The organism is Pseudomonas glycinae, assembly GCF_001594225.2.
In the GTDB taxonomy this organism is placed as follows: Bacteria; Pseudomonadota; Gammaproteobacteria; order Pseudomonadales; family Pseudomonadaceae; genus Aquipseudomonas; species Aquipseudomonas glycinae.
In genome coordinates, this window is record NZ_CP014205.2 from 501,704 (window position 1) to 525,451 (window position 23,748).

Sequence of the window (23,748 nt, forward strand, 5' to 3'; positions counted from 1 at the left end):
TCCGGTCAATCGGGGATTTCATCTAAGCCAACAGCGTTTTGCACTATTCTGCCCTCTCGTTCCGGAGGGCCTTCGATGACTGATCTGCTCACGTCCATTCAAGCCGCGCTCGGCTTGTCCCGCACACCGATTCCGTTCACCGGCGAGGGCGCCCTGCCCTCGGCGTTTGCCGTCACCGACCTTGCCTGCGCGAGCATTGCCGCTGCCGGGCAAGCGGTCGGCGAACTCCTTCAGCAGCAAACCGGCAACTTGCCCAGCGTAGAAGTCGACTGTCGCCTCGCCTCGTTCTGGTTCGCCACCTCGCTGCGGCCGATCGGCTGGGAAGTGCCGCCGCTGTGGGATCCGGTGGCCGGCGACTATGCGACCAAAGACGGCTGGATCCGCCTGCACACCAACGCCCCGCATCACCGCGCCGCCGCTGAAAGCGTGCTCGGCGCCTGTGCCGACCGCGCGGCCATGGCGGCGAAAGTCGCGCAATGGGCCAGTGCCGATCTGGAGCGAGCGGTGGTCGAGGCCAAGGGTTGTGCGGCTGAAATGCGCAGTTGGGAACAGTGGCAGAAACATCCCCAAGGCTTGGCGGTGAATGCCGAACCCTTGGTGCATTTCAGTGACGGGAAAGAAGAAAGTCATCAACCCTGGCAAGGCTCGGTGGCGCGGCCATTGGCCGGGCTCAAGGTGCTCGATCTGACCCGCGTACTGGCCGGCCCGACCGCCAGCCGCTTCCTCGCGGGGCTCGGCGCCAACGTCCTGCGCATCGACCCGCCGACCTGGAACGAACCCGGCGTGGTGCCGGAAGTGACCCTCGGCAAACGTTGTGCGCGACTGGATCTGCATGAGCCAGCAGATCGTGCAGTGTTCGAAAGTTTGCTCAAGGATGCCGACATTCTGTTGCACGGCTATCGCGCCGACGCCCTTGAACAACTTGGCTTCGGCGTCGAACGCCGCCGACAACTGGCGCCGGGGTTGATCGATGTCTGCCTCAACGCCTACGGCTGGAGCGGCCCGTGGCAGAACCGTCGGGGTTTCGACAGTCTGGTGCAGATGAGCAGCGGAATCGCCGAGGCCGGGCAGCGCTGGAAGCAGGCGGACAAACCGACACCGCTGCCGGTGCAGGCACTGGATCATGCGACGGGGTATCTGATGGCAGCGAGTGTGATTCGGTTGCTGGCTGAACGGTTACGCAGTGGTCGAGGTGGATCGGCGCGGTTGTCGCTGGCGCGGACGGCGAAGTTGTTGATCGAGCATGGACCGGGGACTGACCAGGCGTTGCTTCCGGAAAATCCACAGGATCAAAGCTTGAGCTTGGAGCAGACACCATGGGGGCCGGCACATCGGCTTCAGGCGCCGCTGCGTATTGCTGGAACGCCGTTGCAGTGGACTTTGCCGGCAACTGAATTGGGTTCACATCGGGCGCAGTGGTGACCTCTCCACCGTTTTCGCGAGGAAACCGGGCATCGCCGGCCAGTCGTAAGCCCCCTGATAGTCGAGCCGCAATCTCACAGAGATAACACGCCGCTGTACAACCCGTAGGCCGCGAGCCCGGCCCCCGCAATGACGCAGGTGAAAATCCCCTTCTCGAGCGTGGTGAACAACGGCTCGCCCTGCTCATGCTTGGCCTTGGCGAACAGGATCACCCCCGGCGCATACAGCAGCGCCGACAGCAGCAAATATTTCACCCCGCCGGCGTACAGCAACCACACTGCGTAGCACAGGGCGATACCGCCGATCAGCAGATCCTTGGTGCGTTCGGCGGAGGCATGTTCATAGGTTTCCCCCCGCCCGCTGAGCAATACGGCATAGGCTGCCGACCACAGATACGGCACCAGAATCATCGACGACGCGAGGTAAATCAGACTGGTGTAAGTGCCGGCGGAAAACAGCGTGATCAGCAGGAAAATCTGGATCATCACATTGGTCAGCCACAACGCATTGACCGGCACATGGTTGGCGTTTTCCTTTTTCAGGAACGCCGGCATCGTGTTGTCCCTGGCGGTGGCGAACAGGATCTCGGCGCACAACAGCGCCCACGACAACAACGCACCGAGCAATGAAATGGCCAGGCCCACGCTGATCAGCAGCGCACCCCATGGCCCGACAATGTGTTCCAGTACGGCGGCCAGCGACGGGTTCTGCAAGGTCGCCAGTTCCGGCTGGCTCATGATCCCCAGCGACAACACATTGACCAGCACCAGCAGCGCCAGCACACCGATGAAACCGATCACCGTGGCCCGTCCGACATCCGAGCGCTTCTCCGCCCGCGCCGAGTAAACGCTGGCGCCTTCGATACCGATGAACACGAACACGGTGACCAGCATCATGTTGCGCACCTGATCCATCACGCCGCCGAAATTCGGATTGCTGCGGCCCCAGATGTCGCGGGTAAACACGTCAGCCTTGAAGGCCACGGCGGCGATGACCACGAACATGATCAGCGGAATGATCTTGGCCACGGTGGTCAACTGATTGATCAGCGCGGCTTCCTTGATCCCGCGCATCACCAGAAAGTGCACCGCCCACAGCAACACCGAAGCGCAGCCAATCGCAATCGGCGTATTGCCCTGGCCGAATACCGGAAAGAAGTAGCCGAGGGTGCTGAACAGCAACACGAAATACCCGACGTTGCCCAGCCAGGCACTGATCCAGTAACCCCACGCGGACGAAAAGCCCATGTAATCGCCGAACCCGGCCTTGGCGTAGGCATACACGCCGGAGTCCAGTTCCGGCTTGCGATTGGCCAAAGTCTGGAACACGAACGCCAGGGTGAGCATGCCGATTGCGGTGATGCCCCAGCCGATCAGGATGGCGCCGGCATCGGCTCGGGCTGCCATGTTCTGCGGCAGGGAAAAAATCCCCCCGCCAATCATCGAACCCACCACCAGGGCGATCAGTGCGCCAAGGCGCAGTTTTTGCGTCGGTTGCGACATTCCAGCGTCTCCAGGTTCCCAGGGCGGCATGGGCCGCGAAACCGTTATACAACCGGCTATTAACTAAATGGATAAAGCGTATGACGTTTATTGAATAACGCCAACTTACAACCGTTATATATAGCCATCGGCACTAACGCATAGCACGTTCAGACAATTTTGTGCGCGAATCCTGATAAATCAATTCTGTACTGAAAACAGCGCTGAAAAATTTGCCAAAACCTGAAAAGGAACTAGCGTGATAATTCGAAAGTAATAGGATCCATTCTTAATTATTTCCCCAAAAAGCCTCTAGGACGGGCCTTACAGACAATAGCCTTATGCCTTCATCCGGTTCATAAGTCATTCATTAACAATGGAATGTGACCATGCACTGATCTAAGTCAGCTGTTTGAAAAGCCAACAGAACTACGCTGTGAACTCTTCTCTCCTGCAATGGAGTCATGCAATGTCTGAAGCTCCCGGAAAACTACGACTAGGTGCACTGGTCGCGTTGGTAGTCGGCTCAATGATCGGTGGCGGGATATTCTCTTTGCCACAAAACATGGCCGCCAGTGCCGATGTCGGCGCGGTACTGATTGGCTGGGCCATCACCGCTGTCGGCATGCTCACCCTCGCTTTCGTCTTTCAAACCCTCGCCAATCGCAAGCCTGACCTGGACGGCGGTGTCTACGCCTACGCCAAGGCCGGTTTCGGCGATTACATGGGTTTCTCCTCGGCCTGGGGTTACTGGATCAGTGCCTGGCTGGGCAACGTCGGTTACTTCGTTCTGCTGTTCAGCACCCTCGGCTACTTCTTTCCGATTTTCGGGGAAGGCAACACCGTTGCAGCCGTGATCGGCGCCTCTGTCCTGTTATGGGCCGTGCACTTCCTGGTACTGCGCGGGATCAAGGAAGCGGCGTTCATCAACCTCGTGACCACCGTCGCCAAGGTCGTGCCGCTGCTGCTGTTCGTATTGATCGCGATCTTCGCCTTCAAACTGGACATTTTCACCGCCGATATCTGGGGCGTGAAAAACCCGGATCTGGGCAGCGTGATGAACCAGGTGCGCAACATGATGCTGGTCACCGTGTGGGTGTTCATCGGCATCGAAGGCGCGAGCATCTTCTCGGCCCGGGCGGAAAAACGTTCGGACGTCGGCAAGGCGACCGTGATCGGTTTCATCACCGTGCTGCTGTTCCTGGTGCTGGTGAACGTGCTGTCGCTGGGCATCATGACCCAGCCGGAACTGGCCAAACTGCAGAACCCGTCGATGGCCGCCGTGCTGGAACACGTGGTCGGTCACTGGGGCGCGGTGCTGATCAGCGTCGGTCTGATCATCTCGCTGCTCGGGGCGTTGCTATCGTGGGTGCTGCTGTGTGCGGAGATCATGTTCGCCGCCGCCAAGGACCACACCATGCCGGAGTTCCTGCGCAAGGAAAACGCCAACCACGTGCCGGTCAACGCCCTGTGGCTGACCAACGCGATGGTGCAGCTGTTCCTGATCATCACTCTGTTTTCGGCCAGCACTTACCTGTCGCTGATCTACCTCGCCACCTCGATGATTCTGGTGCCGTACCTGTGGTCGGCGGCCTACGCCCTGCTGCTGGCGGTGCGCGGCGAAAGCTACGAAGGCTTCGCGGCCGAACGGCGCAAGGACCTGATCATCGGCGCCATCGCCCTGATCTACGCGGTCTGGCTGCTTTACGCCGGTGGCGTGAAGTACCTGCTGCTCTCGGCCCTGCTCTATGCCCCCGGCGCGATCCTGTTCGCCAAGGCCAAGCTCGAACTCAAACAACCGGTTTTCACCAACGTCGAGAAGCTGATTTTCGCCGCAGTGGTCGTGGGCGCCCTGGTGGCTGCCTACGGACTGTATGACGGCTTCCTGACTCTGTAATTGCCCAACGTTTTCACTCTGGAGGATCACTGAAATGACCACGGAAAAAGCTAAGTACGGCGTCCATTCCGAAGCCGGCAAACTGCGCAAAGTCATGGTTTGCTCCCCAGGTCTGGCCCATCAGCGGCTGACCCCGAACAACTGCGATGAACTGCTGTTCGACGACGTGCTGTGGGTCGCTCAGGCCAAGCGCGACCATTTCGACTTCGTGACCAAGATGCGTGAGCGCGGGATCGACGTGCTGGAAATGCACAACCTACTGACCGACATCGTCGCCATCCCGGAAGCGCTGGACTGGATCCTCGAGCGCAAGGTCACCGCCGATTCGGTGGGCCTGGGCCTGATCAACGAAGTCAAATCCTGGCTGAAAAGCCTGGAGCCGCGACACATCGCCGAATTCCTGATCGGCGGCGTGTCCGCCGATGACCTGCCGGACAGCTTCGGTGGCAAGACCATCCAGATGTTCCGCGACTTCCTCGGCCACTCCAGCTTCATTCTGCCGCCGCTGCCGAACACCCAGTTCACCCGCGACACCACCTGCTGGATCTACGGTGGCGTGACGCTGAACCCGATGTACTGGCCGGCCCGTCGTCAGGAGACCCTGCTGACCACCGCCATCTACAAATTCCATCCGCAATTCACCAACGCCGATTTCGAGATCTGGTACGGCGACCCGGACAAGGATCACGGCAGCTCGACCCTCGAAGGCGGCGACGTCATGCCAATCGGCAACGGCGTGGTGCTGATCGGTATGGGCGAGCGCTCGTCGCGTCAGGCCATCGGCCAACTGGCGCTGAACCTGTTCAAGAACAAGGCCGTGGAAAAAGTCATCGTCGCCGGCCTGCCGAAGTCTCGCGCGGCGATGCACCTCGATACCGTGTTCAGCTTCTGCGACCGCGACCTCGTCACGATCTTCCCGGAAGTGGTGAACCAGATCGTCGCCTTCACCCTGCGCCCTGACGAAAGCAAACAGGGCGGCATCGACATCCGTCGCGAAGAAGGCACGTTCCTCGACGTCGTGGCCAAAGCCCTCAACCTGCCGAAACTGCGCGTCGTAGAAACCGGCGGCAACAGCTTCGCCGCCGAACGCGAGCAATGGGACGACGGCAACAACGTGGTGGCCGTGGAGCCGGGCGTGGTCATCGGCTACGACCGCAACACTTACACCAACACCCTGCTGCGCAAGGCCGGGGTCGAGGTCATCACCATCAGCGCCGGCGAACTCGGTCGCGGCCGTGGCGGTGGCCACTGCATGACTTGCCCGATCATCCGCGACCCTATCGATTACTAAACGACCATCTCCCCGGCCGCACCTATCCCGTCGCGGCCGGGCCGATTACCGAATCCAAGGAGAATCATCATGGCGTTCAACATTCATAACCGTAACCTGCTCAGCCTGGAACACCACACCCCACGTGAGCTGCGCTACCTGCTCGACCTGTCCCGCGACCTCAAGCGCGCCAAATACACCGGTACCGAGCAACAACACCTGAAGGGCAACAACATTGCCCTGATCTTCGAAAAAACCTCGACCCGCACCCGTTGCGCATTCGAGGTCGCCGCTTATGACCAGGGCGCCAACGTCACCTACATCGACCCGAATTCTTCGCAGATTGGCCACAAGGAAAGCATGAAGGACACCGCCCGCGTTCTGGGGCGCATGTATGACGCCATCGAGTACCGTGGCTTCAAGCAGGAAATCGTCGAAGAACTGGCCAAGTTCGCCGGCGTGCCGGTGTTCAACGGTCTGACCGATGAATATCACCCGACCCAGATGATTGCCGACGTGCTGACCATGCGTGAGCACGCCGACAAGCCGATCCACGAGATCAGCTACGCCTATCTGGGCGATGCGCGCAACAACATGGGCAACTCGCTGCTGCTGATCGGCGCCAAACTCGGCATGGATGTGCGCATCTGCGCGCCGAAAGCCCTGTGGCCGCACGACGATCTGGTCGATCGCTGCAAAAAATACGCAGAGGAAAGCGGCGCCCGCATCACCCTGACCGAAGACCCGAAAGCGGCGGTCAAAGGCGTGGACTTCATCCACACCGACGTCTGGGTATCGATGGGCGAGCCGGTGGAAGCCTGGGCCGAGCGTATCCAGCAACTGCTGCCGTATCAGGTCAACGCCGAGCTGATGAAAGCCACCGGCAACCCGCGCACCAAGTTCATGCACTGCCTGCCGGCGTTTCACAACAGCGATACCAAGGTCGGCAAACAGATCGCCGAACAGTATCCACACCTGAAAAACGGCATCGAAGTGACCGACGACGTGTTCGAGTCGCCGGCCTGCATCGCCTTCGAGCAAGCGGAAAACCGCATGCACACCATCAAGGCGATTCTGGTGTCGACTTTGGCAGACCTGTAACCCGACTTTGGCACTGATCGTTCCCACGTCGAGGCGTCGAACCGTCTGCGTCGGAATGCCGCCACGGACGCTCCGCGTCCGCTGTGACGCAGAGCGTCACGGGATGCATTCCCACGCAGGAGCGTGGGAACGATCAGCGATCAACACGAAAAGGACATGCACCATGCGTATCGTCGTAGCTCTGGGCGGTAACGCCCTGCTCCGCCGTGGTGAGCCGATGACCGCTGACAACCAGCGCGCCAACATCCGCATCGCCACCGAGCAAATCGCCAAGATCCATCCCGGCAATCAACTGGTCATCGCCCACGGCAATGGTCCGCAAGTCGGCCTGCTGTCGTTGCAGGCGGCGGCCTACACTTCCGTCACCCCTTACCCGCTGGACGTGCTCGGTGCCGAAACCGAAGGCATGATCGGCTATATCATCGAACAGGAACTGGGCAACCTGCTGGACTTCGAAGTCCCGTTCGCCACCCTGCTCACCCAGGTCGAAGTCGACGCCAACGACCCGGCTTTCAAGAACCCGACCAAACCGATCGGCCCGGTCTATGAGAAGGCCGAAGCAGAAAAACTCGCCGCTGAAAAAGGCTGGGCCATCGCCCCGGACGGCGACAAATTCCGTCGTGTGGTGGCCAGCCCCCGGCCGAAACGCATCTTTGAAATCCGTCCGATCAAGTGGCTGCTGGACAAGGGCAGCATCGTGATCTGCGCCGGCGGTGGCGGCATTCCGACCATGTATGGCGCTCACGGCAAGCTGCAAGGTATCGAAGCGGTGATCGACAAAGACCTGTGCTCGGCGCTGCTGGCCGAACAGCTGGAGGCGGATTTGCTGGTGATCGCCACCGACGTCAACGCGGCGTACATCGACTTCAAGAAACCCACCGAGAAAGCCATCGCCCAGGCCCACCCGGACGAACTCGAGCGCCTGGGCTTCGCCGCCGGCTCCATGGGGCCGAAGGTGCAGGCAGCCTGTGAATTTGCGCGCCATACTGGCAAGGTCGCGGTGATCGGTTCGCTCTCGGACATCGAAGCCATCGTCCAGGGCACCGCCGGGACGCGAGTCAGCACGGCGACACCGGGCATCACCTACCGATAAAAAGAAACTCCGGGGGCAGACCTCAGGTCTGCCCTTCTCCCATGCCTTGAAAGGAGAAAACCATGGCCCAGTTCGAACCCGGTCATTTGCATATCGAGCGGCATGCGTTGACTGACGACGACGTCAATTACAACGTGCACCTCGACTATGAAGTGTTCACCGATCCCCAGAAAGGCAAAGGGATACAGTTCACCCTGCATGGCAGCATGCAGGGCAAAGAGGTCAACGAACCGTTCTTTCTGCCCAAGGAGGAAGCCTACAACTTCGCCCGCAACGTGACGCAGATTGCCGAAAAGTACGGCATTCCCAAGAGCCACAGCCAGATCGGCTCGGTGCACAAGCATTACGACCTGATGTTTGAAGACATCCGCATGAAGTTGAATATGAAATCCGGGGATCCGGTCAATCCCGAGCATTTCGAGTAACACTTTTCTACTGATCGTTCCCTCGCTCTGCGTGGGAACGCCGCCATGGACGCTCCGCGTCCACTGTGACGCAGAGCGTCACGGGATGCGTTCCCACGCAGGAGCGTGGGAACGATCAGCGCAGGACGCAGATTTCACCAATTCCCCGCCCCAAGGCATACTTGCCCCCCTCCGCACTCCAGAACCCAGAACCGCCCCATGCGTATCCACGTCAGCTTCATCGACCGCGTCGGCATCACCCAGGAAGTCCTGGCTATCCTCGGCGGGCGCAATCTCAATCTGGATGCGGTGGAAATGATCCCGCCGAACGTCTACATCGACGCCCCGACCTTGAGCCCGCAAGTGCTCGAAGAACTGAAAGATGCGCTGTTTCGCGTGCGTGGTGTAGAAGCAGTGACCGTGGTCGACATTCTCCCCGGCCAGCGCAGGCACTTGCAGCTCGACGCGTTGCTCGCAGCGATGACCGATCCGGTGCTGGCGCTGGACAGTGCCGGCAAGGTGCTGCTGGCCAACCCGGCGCTGATCGCCCTGTACGGTCGTGAACCGGCGGGCGAAAGTGTCTCGGAACTGTTCAACGATCCGGGCCTGCTCGAAACCTTGCTCGAACAGGGCTTCCGCCTGCCGCTGCGGGAAATCACCGTCAACGGCCAGACCCTGTTGCTGGACGCCACGCCGATCACCGACGCCGGCGCCTTGCTCACCCTGTATCAACCCAACCGCATCGGCGAACAACTCTCGGCGTTGCACCACGACCATGCCGAAGGCTTTGATGCGCTGCTCGGTGAATCGCCGCCAATCCGCACACTCAAGGCTCGCGCCCAACGCGTCGCGGCCCTCGATGCGCCGCTGCTGATCCAGGGCGAAACCGGCACCGGCAAGGAACTCGTCGCCCGCGCCTGCCACGCCATCAGCGCCCGGCACAGCGCACCATTCCTCGCACTGAACTGTGCGGCCCTGCCGGAGAACCTCGCCGAGAGCGAACTGTTCGGCTACGCCCCCGGCGCCTTCACCGGCGCACAACGCGGCGGCAAACCGGGACTGATGGAGTTGGCCAACCAAGGCACGGTGTTCCTCGACGAGATCGGCGAGATGTCGCCGTACTTGCAGGCCAAGCTGCTGCGCTTTCTCAACGACGGCAGCTTCCGTCGGGTTGGCGGTGACCGAGAGGTAAAGGTCAACGTGCGGATCCTCAGCGCCACCCACCGCGACCTGGAAAAAATGGTCAGCGAAGGCCTGTTCCGCGAAGACCTGTTCTACCGCCTCAACGTGCTCAACGTTGAAGTGCCGCCGTTGCGCGAACGCGGTCAGGACATTCTGTTGCTGGCGCGCTATTTCATGCAGCAGGCCTGCGCGCAGATCCAGCGCCCGGTCTGCCGCCTCGCTCCGGGCACTTACCCGGCGCTGCTCGGCAACCGCTGGCCGGGCAACGTGCGGCAATTGCAGAACGTGATCTTTCGCGCCGCCGCCATTTGCGAAAGCAGCCTGGTGGACATCGGCGACCTCGACATCGCCGGCACCTCCGTGGCACGCCAGACCGACACCGATGTCGACAGCCTGGAAGAAGCGGTCGAAGCCTTCGAAAAATCGCTGCTGGAAAAGCTCTACGTCAGCTACCCCTCGACCCGCCAACTGGCCAGCCGCCTGCAGACCTCGCACACCGCAATCGCGCATCGGCTGCGCAAGTACGGCATCCCCAACAAGCCCTGAACACACTGCATCCCTGTGGGAGCTGGCTTGCCAGCGATAGCGGTGGGTCAGTCACTTTCATTGTTGGCAGTGCCACCGTCATCGCTGGCAAGCCAGCTCCCACAGGGTTAATCGGAACGCAAGATATCCGCCCAAAAGCGACCTCCATCTGTACTGAAAGCGCTACAGCGGAACGATATCGCTACAACTTCCTCCGATCACCGCTGTGCAAGGCTTTGATCCGGTTCAGCTTTTTTCTTCGCCCTGCACTGTAGCGATTTCGCTACAGCCAACGTGATCGCGCTCACCCACAAATCAATCAAGCCATTGATTTATAACGATATTTTTACATTGGCCGCGTTCTTGCTAAGTAACCGTTCATAAAATCAGGGCATTGCCGCCCGAGTATTCCACCGCGTCCACCAGACGAGTCTGGCCCCTAGGAGATTCCATGAGCGAGTTGCGTTTTACTGAAGATCACGAATGGCTGCGCGCCGAAGCCGATGGTTCTGTCACCGTTGGCATCACCGCTTTCGCGCAGAACGCCCTGGGCGACGTGGTGTTCGTGCAACTGCCTGAATTGCAGGCGTACGAGAAAGGCGCCGAAGCCGCCACCGTGGAATCGGTAAAAGCCGCCAGCGGCGTTTACATGCCGCTGGACGGTGAAGTTCTGGCCACCAACCCGGCCCTGGAAGACAGCCCTGAGCTGGTCAACGAAGATCCGCTGGGCGAAGGCTGGTTCTTCCGCTTCAAGCCAGCCGATGCTTCCGCCGTCGCCAAGCTGCTGGATCAGGACGCCTACGACCGCCTGATCAAAGCCCAAGCCGAAGCCTGAGGAACCTGACATGACCCAAGTAAATCTCGGCACCGCCAACGAATTCATCGCCCGTCACATCGGCCCGCGCGCCGGTGACGAGCAAGCCATGCTCAACAGCCTCGGCTTCGACTCGCTCGAAGCCCTGAGCGCCAGCGTCATCCCGGAAAGCATCAAGGGCACCAGTGTGCTCGGTCTGGATGACGGCCTGAGCGAAGCCGATGCCCTGGCGATGATCAAAGGCATCGCCGGCAAGAACCAATTGTTCAAGACCTACATCGGCCAGGGTTACTACAACTGCCACACGCCGTCGCCGATCCTGCGCAACCTGCTGGAAAACCCGGCCTGGTACACCGCTTACACTCCGTACCAGCCGGAGATTTCCCAGGGCCGTCTCGAAGCGCTGCTGAACTTCCAGACCCTGATCAGCGACCTCACCGGCCTGCCGATCGCCAACGCCTCCCTGCTCGACGAAGCCACCGCCGCTGCCGAAGCCATGACCTTCTGCAAACGCCTGAGCAAGAACAAGGGCAGCCACCAGTTCTTCGCCTCGATCCACAGCCACCCGCAAACCCTCGACGTGCTGCGCACCCGTGCCGAGCCGCTGGGCATCGACGTGGTCGTGGGCGATGAGCGCGAGCTGACCGACGTCACACCGTTCTTCGGCGCGCTGCTGCAATACCCGGCCAGCAACGGCGATGTATTCGACTATCGCGAACTGACCGAACGCTTCCACGCTGCCAACGCACTGGTGGCCGTGGCCGCTGACCTGCTGGCTCTGACCCTGCTGACCCCTCCGGGCGAGTTCGGCGCCGACGTGGCCATCGGCAGCGCGCAGCGCTTCGGCGTGCCGCTGGGCTTCGGTGGCCCGCACGCGGCTTACTTCTCCACCAAAGATGCGTTCAAGCGCGACATGCCGGGCCGTCTGGTCGGTGTCTCGGTTGACCGTTTCGGCAAACCGGCCCTGCGTCTGGCGATGCAAACCCGCGAGCAACACATCCGCCGCGAGAAAGCCACGTCGAACATCTGCACCGCACAAGTGCTGCTGGCCAACATCGCCAGCATGTACGCCGTGTACCACGGCCCTAAAGGCCTGACCCAGATTGCCAACCGCGTGCATCACCTGACCGCGATTCTGGCCAAGGGCCTGAGCGCACTGGGCGTGACCGTCGAGCAAGCCAGCTTCTTCGACACCCTGACCCTGGCCACCGGCGCACAAACCGCCGCGCTGCACGACAAGGCTCGCGCCCAACAGATCAACCTGCGCGTGATCGACGCTCAACGTCTGGGCCTGTCGGTCGACGAAACCACCACCCAGGCCGACATCGAAACCCTGTGGGGCCTGTTCGCCGACGGCAAGACCCTGCCGGATTTCGCTGCGCTGGCCGCTGCCGCGCAAAGCACGATTCCGGCTTCGCTGGTGCGTCAGTCGCCGATCCTCAGCCACCCGGTGTTCAACCGCTATCACTCGGAAACCGAGCTGATGCGCTACCTGCGCAAACTGGCGGACAAGGATCTGGCGCTGGATCGCACCATGATCCCGCTGGGCTCGTGCACCATGAAACTCAACGCCGCCAGCGAAATGATCCCGGTGACCTGGGCCGAATTCGGCGCCCTGCACCCGTTCGCCCCCGCCGAGCAAAGCGCCGGTTACCAGCAACTGACCGACGAACTGGAAGCAATGCTCTGCGCTGCCACCGGTTACGACTCGATCTCCCTGCAACCGAACGCCGGCTCTCAGGGTGAGTACGCAGGTCTGCTGGCGATTCGCGCCTACCACCAGAGCCGTGGCGAAGACCGTCGCGACATCTGCCTGATCCCGTCGTCCGCCCACGGCACCAACCCGGCGACCGCCAACATGGCCGGCATGCGCGTGGTCGTGACCGCGTGCGACGCCCGTGGCAACGTGGACATCGAAGACCTGCGCGCCAAGGCCATCGAGCACCGCGAACACCTCGCGGCGCTGATGATCACCTACCCGTCGACCCACGGCGTGTTCGAAGAAGGCATCCGCGAAATCTGCGGCATCATTCATGACAACGGCGGCCAGGTGTACATCGACGGCGCCAACATGAACGCGATGGTCGGCCTCTGCGCACCGGGCAAGTTCGGCGGCGACGTCTCGCACCTGAACCTGCACAAGACCTTCTGCATCCCCCACGGCGGTGGCGGCCCGGGCGTCGGCCCGATCGGCGTGAAATCGCACCTGACTCCGTTCCTGCCGGGCCACGGCCAGATGGAGCGCAAGGAAGGCGCGGTCTGCGCAGCACCGTTCGGCAGCGCGAGCATTCTGCCGATCACCTGGATGTACATTCGCATGATGGGTGGTGCAGGTCTAAAGCGCGCTTCGCAACTGGCGATCCTCAATGCCAACTACATTTCCCGTCGCCTGGAAGAGCACTACCCAGTGCTGTACACCGGCAGCAACGGTCTGGTGGCGCACGAGTGCATCCTCGATCTGCGCCCGCTGAAAGACAGCAGCGGCATCAGCGTCGATGACGTCGCCAAGCGTCTGATCGACTTCGGCTTCCACGCCCCGACCATGTCGTTCCCGGTGGCCGGCACGCTGATGATCGAGCCGACCGAAAGTGAATCCAAGGAAGAGCTGGACCGTTTCTGCGACGCCATGATCCGCATCCGCGAAGAAATCCGCGCGGTGGAAAACGGCACGCTGGACAAGGACGACAACCCGCTGAAGAACGCTCCGCACACTGCGGCAGAGCTGGTCGGCGAGTGGACTCACCCGTACAGCCGCGAACAAGCGGTGTACCCGGTGGCGTCGTTGATCGAAGGCAAGTACTGGCCGCCGGTCGGTCGCGTCGACAACGTGTTCGGCGACCGCAACCTGGTCTGCGCCTGCCCGTCGATCGAAAGCTACGCTTAAACGAATGGGGGCAATCATCTGCCCCCACTTCCAACAACACCGCAAAACCTGTGGGAGCTGGCTTGCCAGCGATGAGGGTGGATCAGTCTCCACTTCCATTGCCTGACACACCGCCATCGCTGGCAAGCCAGCTCCCACAAGGAAATGCATCAAGCCTGATATCCCGCCAATTCCTATAACAAGAAACCGGAGAACAACCATGTCGTTAAGCGTGTTCGACCTGTTCAAGATTGGCATCGGACCCTCCAGCTCCCACACCGTCGGCCCGATGCGCGCAGCTGCGCGCTTCGTCGAAGGCCTGCGCCGGGAAAACCTGTTGTCGGCCACCACCAGCGTCAGGGTCGAGTTGTATGGATCCCTCGGCGCCACCGGCAAGGGCCACGGCAGCGACAAGGCCGTGCTGCTGGGTCTGGAAGGTGAACACCCGGACACCGTGGATACCGAAACCGTCGCCACCCGTCTCTCGGAGATCCGTGGCAACGGGCGTTTAAACCTGCTCGGTGAACACAGCATTGCGTTCAACGAGAAAGAACACCTGGCAATGATCCGCAAACCGTTGGCCTATCACCCCAACGGCATGATCTTCCGCGCCTTCGATGCGGCGGGATTACAGATCCGCAGCCGCGAGTACTACTCGGTCGGCGGTGGTTTTGTGGTCGACGAAGATGCGGCCGGCGCCGACCGCATTGTCGAAGATGCCACCGCGCTGACCTTCCCGTTCAAGAGCGCCAAGGACTTGCTTGGCCACTGCACTACCTACGGTCTGTCGATCAGTCAGGTGATGCTGACCAACGAAAGCGCCTGGCGCCCGGAGGCGGAAACCCGCGCCGGCCTGCTGAAAATCTGGCAAGTGATGCAGGACTGCGTGGCCGCCGGCTGTCGCAACGAAGGCATTTTGCCGGGTGGCCTGAAGGTCAAGCGGCGGGCGGCGGCGTTGCACCGGCAACTGTGCAAGAACCCGGAATCGTCGCTGCGCGATCCGCTGTCGGTGCTGGACTGGGTGAACCTCTACGCTCTGGCCGTCAACGAAGAAAACGCCAACGGCGGGCGCGTGGTCACGGCACCGACCAACGGCGCGGCGGGGATCATTCCTGCGGTGCTGCATTACTACATGCGCTTCATTCCCGGCGCGAACGATGACGGCGTGGTGCGTTTCCTGCTCACCGCCGCGGCCATCGGCATTCTGTACAAGGAAAACGCCTCGATTTCCGGCGCCGAAGTCGGCTGTCAGGGCGAGGTCGGCGTGGCCTGTTCGATGGCGGCCGGGGCGTTGTGCGAAGTCCTCGGTGGCAGCGTGCAGCAAGTGGAAAACGCCGCCGAAATCGGCATGGAACACAACCTCGGCCTGACCTGCGATCCGATCGGCGGGCTGGTTCAGGTGCCGTGCATCGAGCGCAACGCCATGGGCTCGGTCAAGGCGATCAACGCCGTGCGCATGGCCATGCGCGGAGACGGGCAGCATTTCGTCTCCCTCGACAAGGTCATCCGCACCATGCGCCAGACCGGCGCCGACATGAAAAGCAAATACAAGGAGACCGCCCGTGGCGGTCTGGCGGTCAACATTATCGAGTGTTAATTAGCCCCCTCTCCCTGCGGGAGAGGGTTGGTGTGAATCAAGGAGTTCCGCATGTCCACCGAACAATTGTCGAAAACCCCGCTGCACGCTCTGCACATCGAACTCGGCGCCCGCATGGTGCCGTTCGCCGGCTACGACATGCCGGTGCAATACCCGCTGGGCGTGATGAAAGAACACCAGCACACCCGTGAGCAGGCCGGGCTGTTCGATGTCTCGCACATGGGCCAGATCCGCCTGACCGGCGCCAATGCCGCCAAAGCCCTGGAAACCCTGGTGCCGGTGGACATCATTGACCTGCCGGTGGGCATGCAGCGCTACGCGATGTTCACCAACAAAACCGGCGGTATTCTCGATGACCTGATGGTCGCCAACCTCGGCAACGACGAACTGTTCCTGGTGGTCAACGCCGCGTGCAAGGACCAGGATCTGGCCCATCTGCAAAAACACATCGGCGACCAGTGCAAGATCGAGCAACTGTTCGAAGAACGCGCCCTGCTCGCCCTGCAAGGCCCCGCCGCCGTGACCGTGCTGGCACGCCTGGCACCGGAAGTGGCGAAAATGACTTTCATGCAATTCACTCGCGTGAAGCTGCTGGGCGTTGACTGCTTTGTCAGCCGTTCGGGCTACACCGGTGAAGACGGTTTCGAAATCTCGGTTCCGGCAGTCGACGCGGAAAAACTCGCCCGCGCCCTGCTGGCCGAACCGGAAGTCGCCGCCATCGGCCTCGGCGCCCGTGACTCGCTGCGCCTGGAAGCCGGCCTGTGCCTGTACGGCCACGACATGAACACCGAGACCACCCCGTTCGAAGCCAGCCTGCTGTGGGCAATCTCCAAACCTCGGCGTGCCGATGGTTCGCGCGCCGGTGGTTTCCCGGGTGCGGAGCAAGTCTTCGCTCAACAGCAAAACGGCGTGTCGCGCAAACGCGTCGGCCTGCTGCCGCAAGAGCGTACGCCGGTCCGAGAAGGTGCAGAGATCGTCAACGAATCGGGCGAGATCATCGGCAGCGTGTGCAGTGGCGGTTTCGGCCCGACCCTGGGCGGTCCGTTGGCCATGGGTTACCTGGACAGCGCCTACGTCGCACTCGATACGCCAGTCTGGGCGATTGTTCGTGGGAAAAAGGTGCCATTGCTTGTAAGCAAAATGCCATTTGTTCCACAACGCTACTATCGCGGTTGATTGACTGTTTCTATAAGTAACGGGATTGCGTTATGCGTGCACTAATGTGTAACGCAATCGCCATAAAACAGTGCACTCTGTTTACATTCGATTCGAATTTGAACTTGGCTTATAACGTTCGAAAACAATTGAACAAGCCAATCGAATAAGCCGGACTAGTGAATCGACTAAGTGCCAGCAAGCGCAGGAAAACCGGGGCCTTCGCGGGGCTTGTTTTTCCTCCCGTAGTTGGCGTAGAGTTTGTCCACTGTGTTTGCATGGGTCAGCTTGGAATCGTGACCTGGGCAGTAGCCTACAAGTTAGCTACATCCCGTTCGACGTCTTCTTACTCTCCTGCAACCAGCCCCAGTACTCTTTCATGAGAAGGAGACTGTCATCAATTTATGCGTCAAAGGAAATAAGAAATGTCCACACGTCAGAGCGGTACCGTCAAGTGGTTTAACGACGAGAAAGGTTTTGGTTTTATCACTCCAGAAAGCGGTCCGGATCTGTTCGTGCATTTCCGCGCCATTCAGGGCAACGGCTTCAAGAGCCTGAAAGAAGGCCAGAAAGTGACCTTCGTTGCTGTGCAGGGCCAGAAAGGCATGCAAGCTGACGAAGTCATCGCAGAAGCCTGATTTCTGTAACGAAAAAGCCCCTGATATTGATATCAGGGGCTTTTTTGTGGGCGCAAATCCGTAAAATGGCGCTTCACTTTCCGTCCAGAGGCTGCCATGTCGAAACACCTGCTCACCCCCCAGGGCGATTTCCCCGCCGTCGGCCTGGGCCGTCGTCTGGCAGCGATGTTTTATGACTTTCTGCTGTGCACCGCCCTGCTGATCGTGACCGGTGGCGTCTACAAGATGATCCAGGCCGCGATCATCGGTGAGGAGCGTCTGCGGGTTCTGACCGACGCCGGGCAGCTGGATGGCGATCCTCTCTACTCCACGGTGCTGCTGCTGGTGCTGTTTGGTTTCTTCGCCAAGTTCTGGACTCACGCCGGGCAGACCCTGGGCATGCAGGTCTGGGGCATTCGCGTGCAGAACGCTGATGGCACTGCAATCAGCCTGTGGCAGGCGTTGCTGCGGTTCATGGTGTCGATTGCATCGTGGCTCTGCCTGGGCCTGGGGTTCTTCTGGTCACTGTTCGACAAACAGAAACGCGCCTGGCATGACATCTACTCCGACACGCAGCTCGTGCGAATTCCGAAGAAAGCAAAATAAATCCGCAGATGCAAAAACGCCCCGATCCAATCGGGGCGTTTTTGTTTGCGTCGCAAGATCAGGCGTTGCCGGCCAGTTTCATCCGCGCGGCCTGAGTGAAATCGAGCATGCGCTTGAGCGGACGAATCGCCTGCGGGATCAGGGCCGGGTCGACGAAGATCTCGTTCGAGCCGTCCTTCAGGCACTTGAGCGTGCGCTCAAGGGTGTTCATGGCCATCCACGGGCAATGTGCGCAACTGCGGCATGCCGCGCCGTTACCGGCGGTTGGCGCTTCGATGAAGACCTTGTCCGGGCACAACTGCTGCATCTTGTAGAAGATGCCGCGATCGGTGGCGACGATCAGCGTCTTGTTCGGCAGCGATTGCGCGGCGGCAATCAGCTGACTGGTGGAACCGACGGCGTCCGCCAACTCGATCACCGAGGTCGGCGACTCCGGGTGCACCAGAATGGCGGCGTCCGGATACAGCGCTTTCATGTCTTCCAGCTGCTTGGACTTGAACTCTTCGTGGACGATGCATGCACCATCCCAGAGCAGCATGTCGGCGCCGGTCTGACGCTGGATGTAGGTGCCCAGGTGCTTGTCCGGCCCCCAGATGATGGTTTCGCCGTTGTCCATCAGGCTCTCGACGATTTCCAGTGCGCAGCTGGAGGTCACCACCCAGTCGGCCCGGGCTTTGACGGCGGCCGAGGTGTTGGCATACACCACCACGGTGCGTTCAGGATGCTGATCGCAGAACGCCGAGAACTCATCCACCGGGCAACCCAGATCCAGCGAGCAGGTGGCTTCCAGGGTCGGCATCAGCACACGTTTTTCAGGGTTGAGAATCTTCGCGGTCTCGCCCATGAATTTCACGCCGGCGACCACCACGGTCTTGGCCGGATGGGCGTTGCCGAAGCGGGCCATTTCCAGGGAATCGGAAACGCAACCGCCGGTTTCTTCGGCGAGGGCCTGAATGATCGGATCGCAATAAAAGTGGGCAACCAGCACCGCGTCCTGAGCCTTGAGCTCGGCGGCGATGGCGGAACGGTAGTAAGCCTCTTCCTCGGCCGTCAGCGGCTTGGGCTGCTTGGCGTCGAGGTGGGCTTGTACCAGAAGGCGTTCGGAAATCTGCGTCATGTTCGCAAGACCTGCAGGCGCGTTCGCGCGAAAGTCGAGTATACACCCGGCTCCGGACCGCTTGAGGGTACCGCCGGGAGAGTGAGTATTATCAGGCACGGACAGCATTGAAGCTGCGCAAGGCTACAGAATATCCCGTTGATACAAAAGATGATTCTGACCTGCGTCACGGCAGGAAGAAACGAAGGGAGGGATGCTCGGATCGCAGGCAAAAAAAAAAACCGGAAATCCTCACTTTCGTGGGCCTTCCGGATTTTCTAAACCGCCAAATATGGTGGGTCGTGTGGGATTCGAACCTACGACCAATTGGTTAAAAGCCAACTGCTCTACCAACTGAGCTAACGACCCGCTGTGTGGTGGCGCGTATAATACTGATTTTTAAGGACTATTCAACACCTAATTTGAAAAAAATCAAAAATAAGGTGTCGGATCGCTGATTCCGGCCGCCACGAAGCCTTCCGCACGCAGTCGGCAGCTGTCGCATTTACCGCAAGCACGGCCGTCATCGTCAGCCTGATAGCAGGAAACGGTCAGCCCGTAATCAACACCCAGCTTCACGCCCGCCTGGACAATCTGCGCCTTGCTCAGATTCTGCAGCGGTGCCTGGATGCGGAAACCATTGCCTTCCACACCGGCCTTGGTTGCCAGATTGGCCATGCGCTCGAACGACTCGATGAACTCGGGACGGCAATCCGGGTAACCGGAATAATCCACTGCGTTGACGCCAATAAAGATGTCACGGGCGCCGAGCACTTCAGCCCAGCCGAGAGCCAGCGACAGGAAAACCGTGTTGCGTGCCGGCACGTAAGTCACCGGGATGCCTTCGCCCAACTCTTCCGGGATGTCGATGCTGGTGTCGGTCAGGGCCGAACCGCCCATGCCGTTCAGGTTCAGGCCGATCACCTTGTGCTCGACCACGCCCAGATCGCGGGCAACGCGAGCAGCGGCATGCAGTTCGGCGTGGGAACGCTGACCGTAATCGAAACTCATCGTGTAGCAGGCGTAGCCTTCAGCGCGGGCCATGGCCACGACCGTAGCCGAGTCCAGACCACCGGACAGCAGGATTACCGCACGTTTTTGGCTAGTGTTCAGTTGTTCAGTCATCTCAGCGCCCCGGCTCATCATTCCATAGATATTTATGCAGCTGCAGTTGCAGGCGCACTGACAGGTTATCCGCCACCACCCAGTCCGCCAGATCCCGAGCGTTCAGGTCGTGGTGACTTGGGGAAAACAACACTTCACCTGCACGTCGCTCGAGACCGTACTGGATCAGCTTCGATACCGCCCAGTCATAGTCCTCCCGCGAGCAGATGACAAACTTCACCTGATCGTTGGGCGTCAGCAGTTCGATGTTCTCGTAACGGTTGCGATGGGCTTCTTTGGAGTCAGGCGTCTTCAGGTCGACCACCCGACTGACCCGTGGATCGACCGCCGAGATGTCGAGAGCGCCGCTGGTTTCCAGCGAAACTTCGTAGCCGGCATCGCACAACTGTTTGAGCAAAGGGATGGCATTGGGTTGTGCCAGCGGCTCACCGCCCGTGACACAGACGTAGCGCGGGCGAAAGCCGGCCACTTGCTCTAGGATGTCGTCGAGGGTACGGATCGTGCCACCGCTGAACGCGTAGGCGCTGTCGCAGTATTGGCAACGCAATGGGCAACCGGTCAGGCGCACAAAAACAGTGGGCAGCCCGGCAGTCCGCGTTTCCCCCTGCAACGAGTAGAAAACTTCGGTAATTCTCAATGTGTCTTGCATAGTCGCCACGGGCGTAACAGCTAAACAGGCTGTCCGCCTCCGTCAGGCACCTCTGGCAACCCCGCCAACGCGTAGATCACCAGAAGCGTGTTTCATAAAAGGGCGTGAATTCTAACGAAAAAACCCGCGACAGGCGCGGGTTTCTTCCAAACGGGTCAAACGGTGTTACATGCGTTGCAGATCGCGCTGGGCCAACTGCGCGGCGGACGTACCCGGATATTGGGCCACCACCTGCTGCAGAATGCCTTTGACCTTGTCGGTATGACCGAGGCGGCGCTCTACGTCAGCCAGCTTGTACAGAGAATCCGGCACTTTGGCGTGCTTGGGATACAGCTGCGAAACCTTGGCGAAAGCCTGACCTGCACCTTGCAGATCACCTTTGGCCAGGTTCACTTCACCCAGCCAGTACTGGGCGTTGCCCGCGTATTGGCTGTTCGGGTATTTACGCAGGAAAGCGGCAAACGCCTGGCTGGCCTTGTCGAAATCCTTGGCCTTGATCAGGTCGAAAGCTGCATCGTAATACAGCTTTTCCTTGGCCGGATCAGCCGGTTCGCCACCCGCGGCAGGTGCCTGGGCGGCCGCAGCGGCCCCGGCTCCAGCGGCGGCACCGGCAGCAGCACTTGCATCGCCACCGGCAGAAGAATTCTCGGGAGTCGCGGCAGGTGCAACGCCGGATCCTATGCGCCGATCAAGATCCTGGTATCGCTCCAGGGATTCCTGCTTCATGCGCGAAACCTGATTCTGCAGTTCTTCGATCACGCCTTGCTGGCGCGACAGTTGATCCTGCATTTGTTGCAGTTGGTTGAACAGCATGCCTTGTGCCGAGGCAGGGGCCGAAGCCGCTCCCCCGGCATAGGCGCCGTTCGTACCGTAACCTGCAGGCGGATAACTGCTCCCGCTATTGTTATAACCGGAGTTGTCATCGACCACAGGAACCGCAGCCCACGCCGCAAGCGGCGCGAGGCTGAGAGCCAGAACAGTTACAGCACGACGGCACGTTCGCATATCGAATTACTTACGCAGTTCGACGCGACGGTTTTGAGCCCAGGACTGCTCGTCGTTGCCGGTAGCAACTGGACGCTCTTCGCCGTAGGAAACCAGTTCCAGCTGAGCTGGGGAAACACCTTGCAGTACCAGGTAGCGCTGAACGGCTTTCGCACGACGCTCGCCCAGTGCCATGTTGTACTCACGAGTACCACGTTCGTCGGTGTTGCCTTCCAGAACAACGCGAGCGCCGTTTGCTTTCAGGTCTTTGGCGTGAACGTCCAGAGCGCGCATGGCTTCTGGCTTCAGGTCCGAGCTGTCGTATTCGAAGTAGAAGGTGGTGATTGCGCGCAGAGCAGCTTCTTCGCTCAGGGAACCGTCAACTGCACCAGTGTTTGCGCCGTAACCAGCGTTTGGATCAACAGCGCCTTCACCGGCGTTGTCGCCGCCTTTGGACGAGCAACCTACAGCTACAGCCATGGCCAGAGCCAGCGCAGCAAATTTACCAAACTTCAGCATTTCCATCGTGAAACTCCTAATGAACCCCAGTGTGTTAAGTAAAACGTAAAGCGCCGCGTCAGTTCAGGTAAGGGGACCAGGACGGTTCTCTGACTTCGCCTTGAGCGGTAGGAAGCGGGAGCCTCACGCGTCCATTAATGGACACGAGCATCAAGACTCCCCGGCCCTGCTGGCGGGTGGCGTAGATTACCATGGTGCCGTTGGGCGCAACAGTAGGCGACTCGTCCAGAGTGCTATCAGTGAGGATTTTTACACTTCCGCGCTGCAAATCCTGAGCCGCCACTTTGAAATTGGTGAAACCGTCCTGACGATGGATCATCACCAGGGTCTTTTCATCCGCCGAAAGCTTCGGGTTAGCGTTGTAGTTGCCCACGAACGTCACACGCTCGGCACCGCCCCCACCAGCGCTGGTCTTGTAGATCTGCGGTTTGCCGCCACGGTCGGAGGTGAAGTAGATGGTCGAACCATCCTTGCCCCAGTACGGTTCGGTGTTGATGCCAGGACCTGCAGTCACGCGGGTGATCTGACGCGAACCGAGGTTCATCACGTAGATGTCCGGGTTACCGTCTTTCGACAGCACGAACGCCAGGCGATTGCCGTCCGGCGACCAGGCTGGCGCGCCGTTCAGGCCTTCGAAGTTGGTGATCTGCTCGCGGCGACCGGTGTCGATGTTCTGCATGAAGATGCGCGGACGCTTCTGTTCGAACGACACGTAGGCGATGCGCTTGCCGTCCGGTGCAAAACGCGGCGACAGGATCGGCTCGCGCGATTGCAGCAGGGTCACGGCGCGGGCGCCGTCATAGTCCGAACGCTGCAGGGTGTAACGGGTGTTCTTCTCGGAGAAACGCTCGGCGGTGACGTACAGCAGGCGAGTCGAGAATGCACCTTTAATACCGGTCAGTTTTTCGAACGACTGGTCGGAGATGTAGTGCGCCATGTCACGCAGCTGTTCGGTGGTACCGGACACACTGCCGTCAGCCACTTTCTGTTCGGTGGCAACGTTGAATAGAGCCCACTGCACCTGCAGACGGCCGCCGGCCGGCACGATGCTGCCGACCATCATGTATTGCGCGCCCACCGCCTTCCAGTCACGGAAGATGATTTCGCTCGGCTGGCTTGGCTGGCTGATCATGTTTTGCTTTGGAATCGGCGAGTAATAGCCCGAGTTGCGCAAATCGTTACCAATGATTTCAGCCATGTCATCCGGCAGGACGGCACCGCCCTGGAAACCGAACGGCACGACGGCGATCGGCGTTGCCCGATCGCTGCCGCTGGTGACCAGAATGTTCTTTTCATCCGCCATCGCGATCCCTGCCATGCAGCAGATCACGACCAGCATTCCTCGAAG

Annotated in this window: 20 protein-coding genes and 1 tRNA gene; 13 read left to right on the plus strand and 8 right to left on the minus strand. The window is 60.4% G+C overall.

Annotated elements, in window-relative coordinates:
- Positions 1-75 precede the first annotated feature (75 nt).
- Positions 76-1,422, plus strand: a complete 1,347-nt coding sequence (locus tag AWU82_RS02345) for a CoA transferase (RefSeq protein WP_064383739.1) — start codon at positions 76-78, stop codon at positions 1,420-1,422.
- A gap of 74 nt (positions 1,423-1,496) precedes the next feature.
- On the opposite strand, the gene arcD (AWU82_RS02350) is transcribed toward AWU82_RS02345, so the two are convergent.
- Positions 1,497-2,924 carry an arginine-ornithine antiporter gene (gene arcD / locus AWU82_RS02350; RefSeq protein WP_064383740.1) on the minus strand — a complete coding sequence of 476 codons (1,428 nt, stop codon included), beginning with the start codon at positions 2,922-2,924 and terminating at the stop codon, positions 1,497-1,499.
- 448 nt (positions 2,925-3,372) lie between these two features.
- Here arcD (AWU82_RS02350) and arcD (AWU82_RS02355) point away from each other — a divergent pair, with 448 nt between their 5' ends.
- The 12 genes from arcD (AWU82_RS02355) to AWU82_RS02410 all read left to right on the plus strand — a co-directional run bounded on the left by arcD (AWU82_RS02355) (position 3,373) and on the right by AWU82_RS02410 (position 18,027).
- On the plus strand, positions 3,373-4,800 hold the full coding sequence (gene arcD / locus AWU82_RS02355; RefSeq protein ID WP_064383741.1) for an arginine-ornithine antiporter: 1,428 nt from the start codon (positions 3,373-3,375) through the stop codon (positions 4,798-4,800).
- 34 nt (positions 4,801-4,834) lie between these two features.
- Positions 4,835-6,091 carry an arginine deiminase gene (gene arcA / locus AWU82_RS02360; RefSeq protein WP_039766042.1) on the plus strand — a complete coding sequence of 419 codons (1,257 nt, stop codon included), beginning with the start codon at positions 4,835-4,837 and terminating at the stop codon, positions 6,089-6,091.
- Positions 6,092-6,160: 69 nt separating this feature from the next.
- On the plus strand, positions 6,161-7,171 hold the full coding sequence (locus AWU82_RS02365) for an ornithine carbamoyltransferase (protein ID WP_011335626.1): 1,011 nt from the start codon (positions 6,161-6,163) through the stop codon (positions 7,169-7,171).
- Positions 7,172-7,334: 163 nt separating this feature from the next.
- Entirely contained in the window at positions 7,335-8,264 is a 930-nt protein-coding gene (gene arcC / locus AWU82_RS02370) for a carbamate kinase (RefSeq protein WP_064383742.1), read from the plus strand.
- Between the two features lie 62 nt (positions 8,265-8,326).
- Positions 8,327-8,689, plus strand: coding sequence for a DUF5064 family protein (locus tag AWU82_RS02375; RefSeq protein ID WP_011335628.1), 363 nt, complete (start codon positions 8,327-8,329; stop codon positions 8,687-8,689).
- 198 nt (positions 8,690-8,887) lie between these two features.
- Positions 8,888-10,396: a transcriptional regulator GcsR gene (gene gcsR / locus AWU82_RS02380; protein WP_039766033.1), complete on the plus strand. Its 1,509-nt coding sequence runs from the start codon at positions 8,888-8,890 to the stop codon at positions 10,394-10,396.
- Between the two features lie 430 nt (positions 10,397-10,826).
- Positions 10,827-11,210 carry a glycine cleavage system protein GcvH gene (gene gcvH / locus AWU82_RS02385; RefSeq protein ID WP_007951190.1) on the plus strand — a complete coding sequence of 128 codons (384 nt, stop codon included), beginning with the start codon at positions 10,827-10,829 and terminating at the stop codon, positions 11,208-11,210.
- A gap of 10 nt (positions 11,211-11,220) precedes the next feature.
- Positions 11,221-14,073 (plus strand): aminomethyl-transferring glycine dehydrogenase, encoded by a 2,853-nt coding sequence (gene gcvP / locus AWU82_RS02390; RefSeq protein ID WP_064383743.1) that lies wholly within the window; start codon positions 11,221-11,223, stop codon positions 14,071-14,073.
- Positions 14,074-14,272: 199 nt separating this feature from the next.
- Positions 14,273-15,649, plus strand: coding sequence for an L-serine ammonia-lyase (locus AWU82_RS02395; protein ID WP_064383744.1), 1,377 nt, complete (start codon positions 14,273-14,275; stop codon positions 15,647-15,649).
- A gap of 51 nt (positions 15,650-15,700) precedes the next feature.
- Positions 15,701-16,825 carry a glycine cleavage system aminomethyltransferase GcvT gene (gene gcvT, locus AWU82_RS02400; RefSeq protein WP_064383745.1) on the plus strand — a complete coding sequence of 375 codons (1,125 nt, stop codon included), beginning with the start codon at positions 15,701-15,703 and terminating at the stop codon, positions 16,823-16,825.
- A gap of 404 nt (positions 16,826-17,229) precedes the next feature.
- The gene (locus AWU82_RS02405) at positions 17,230-17,442 is read left to right on the plus strand and encodes a cold-shock protein (RefSeq protein WP_007951194.1); all 213 of its coding nucleotides are present in this window, start codon (positions 17,230-17,232) and stop codon (positions 17,440-17,442) included.
- Positions 17,443-17,538: 96 nt separating this feature from the next.
- Positions 17,539-18,027: an RDD family protein gene (locus tag AWU82_RS02410; protein ID WP_007951195.1), complete on the plus strand. Its 489-nt coding sequence runs from the start codon at positions 17,539-17,541 to the stop codon at positions 18,025-18,027.
- A 58-nt stretch (positions 18,028-18,085) separates the two neighbouring features.
- On the opposite strand, the gene nadA is transcribed toward AWU82_RS02410, so the two are convergent.
- From nadA to tolB, 7 genes are all read right to left on the minus strand, one after another.
- Complete coding sequence (gene nadA, locus AWU82_RS02415; protein WP_064383746.1) at positions 18,086-19,144, minus strand: quinolinate synthase NadA; 1,059 nt, start codon at positions 19,142-19,144, stop codon at positions 18,086-18,088.
- Positions 19,145-19,416: 272 nt separating this feature from the next.
- A tRNA-Lys gene (locus AWU82_RS02420) sits at positions 19,417-19,492 on the minus strand.
- A gap of 63 nt (positions 19,493-19,555) precedes the next feature.
- Positions 19,556-20,248, minus strand: coding sequence for a 7-cyano-7-deazaguanine synthase QueC (queC, locus tag AWU82_RS02425; protein WP_064383747.1), 693 nt, complete (start codon positions 20,246-20,248; stop codon positions 19,556-19,558).
- Position 20,249: 1 nt separating this feature from the next.
- On the minus strand, positions 20,250-20,897 hold the full coding sequence (gene queE / locus AWU82_RS02430; protein WP_064383748.1) for a 7-carboxy-7-deazaguanine synthase QueE: 648 nt from the start codon (positions 20,895-20,897) through the stop codon (positions 20,250-20,252).
- 165 nt (positions 20,898-21,062) lie between these two features.
- On the minus strand, positions 21,063-21,902 hold the full coding sequence (gene ybgF / locus AWU82_RS02435) for a tol-pal system protein YbgF (protein WP_011335639.1): 840 nt from the start codon (positions 21,900-21,902) through the stop codon (positions 21,063-21,065).
- A 6-nt stretch (positions 21,903-21,908) separates the two neighbouring features.
- Positions 21,909-22,406, minus strand: a complete 498-nt coding sequence (gene pal / locus AWU82_RS02440) for a peptidoglycan-associated lipoprotein Pal (RefSeq protein ID WP_003178634.1) — start codon at positions 22,404-22,406, stop codon at positions 21,909-21,911.
- Between the two features lie 52 nt (positions 22,407-22,458).
- Positions 22,459-23,739, minus strand: coding sequence for a Tol-Pal system beta propeller repeat protein TolB (gene tolB, locus AWU82_RS02445; RefSeq protein WP_166742344.1), 1,281 nt, complete (start codon positions 23,737-23,739; stop codon positions 22,459-22,461).
- Positions 23,740-23,748: the final 9 nt, after the last annotated feature.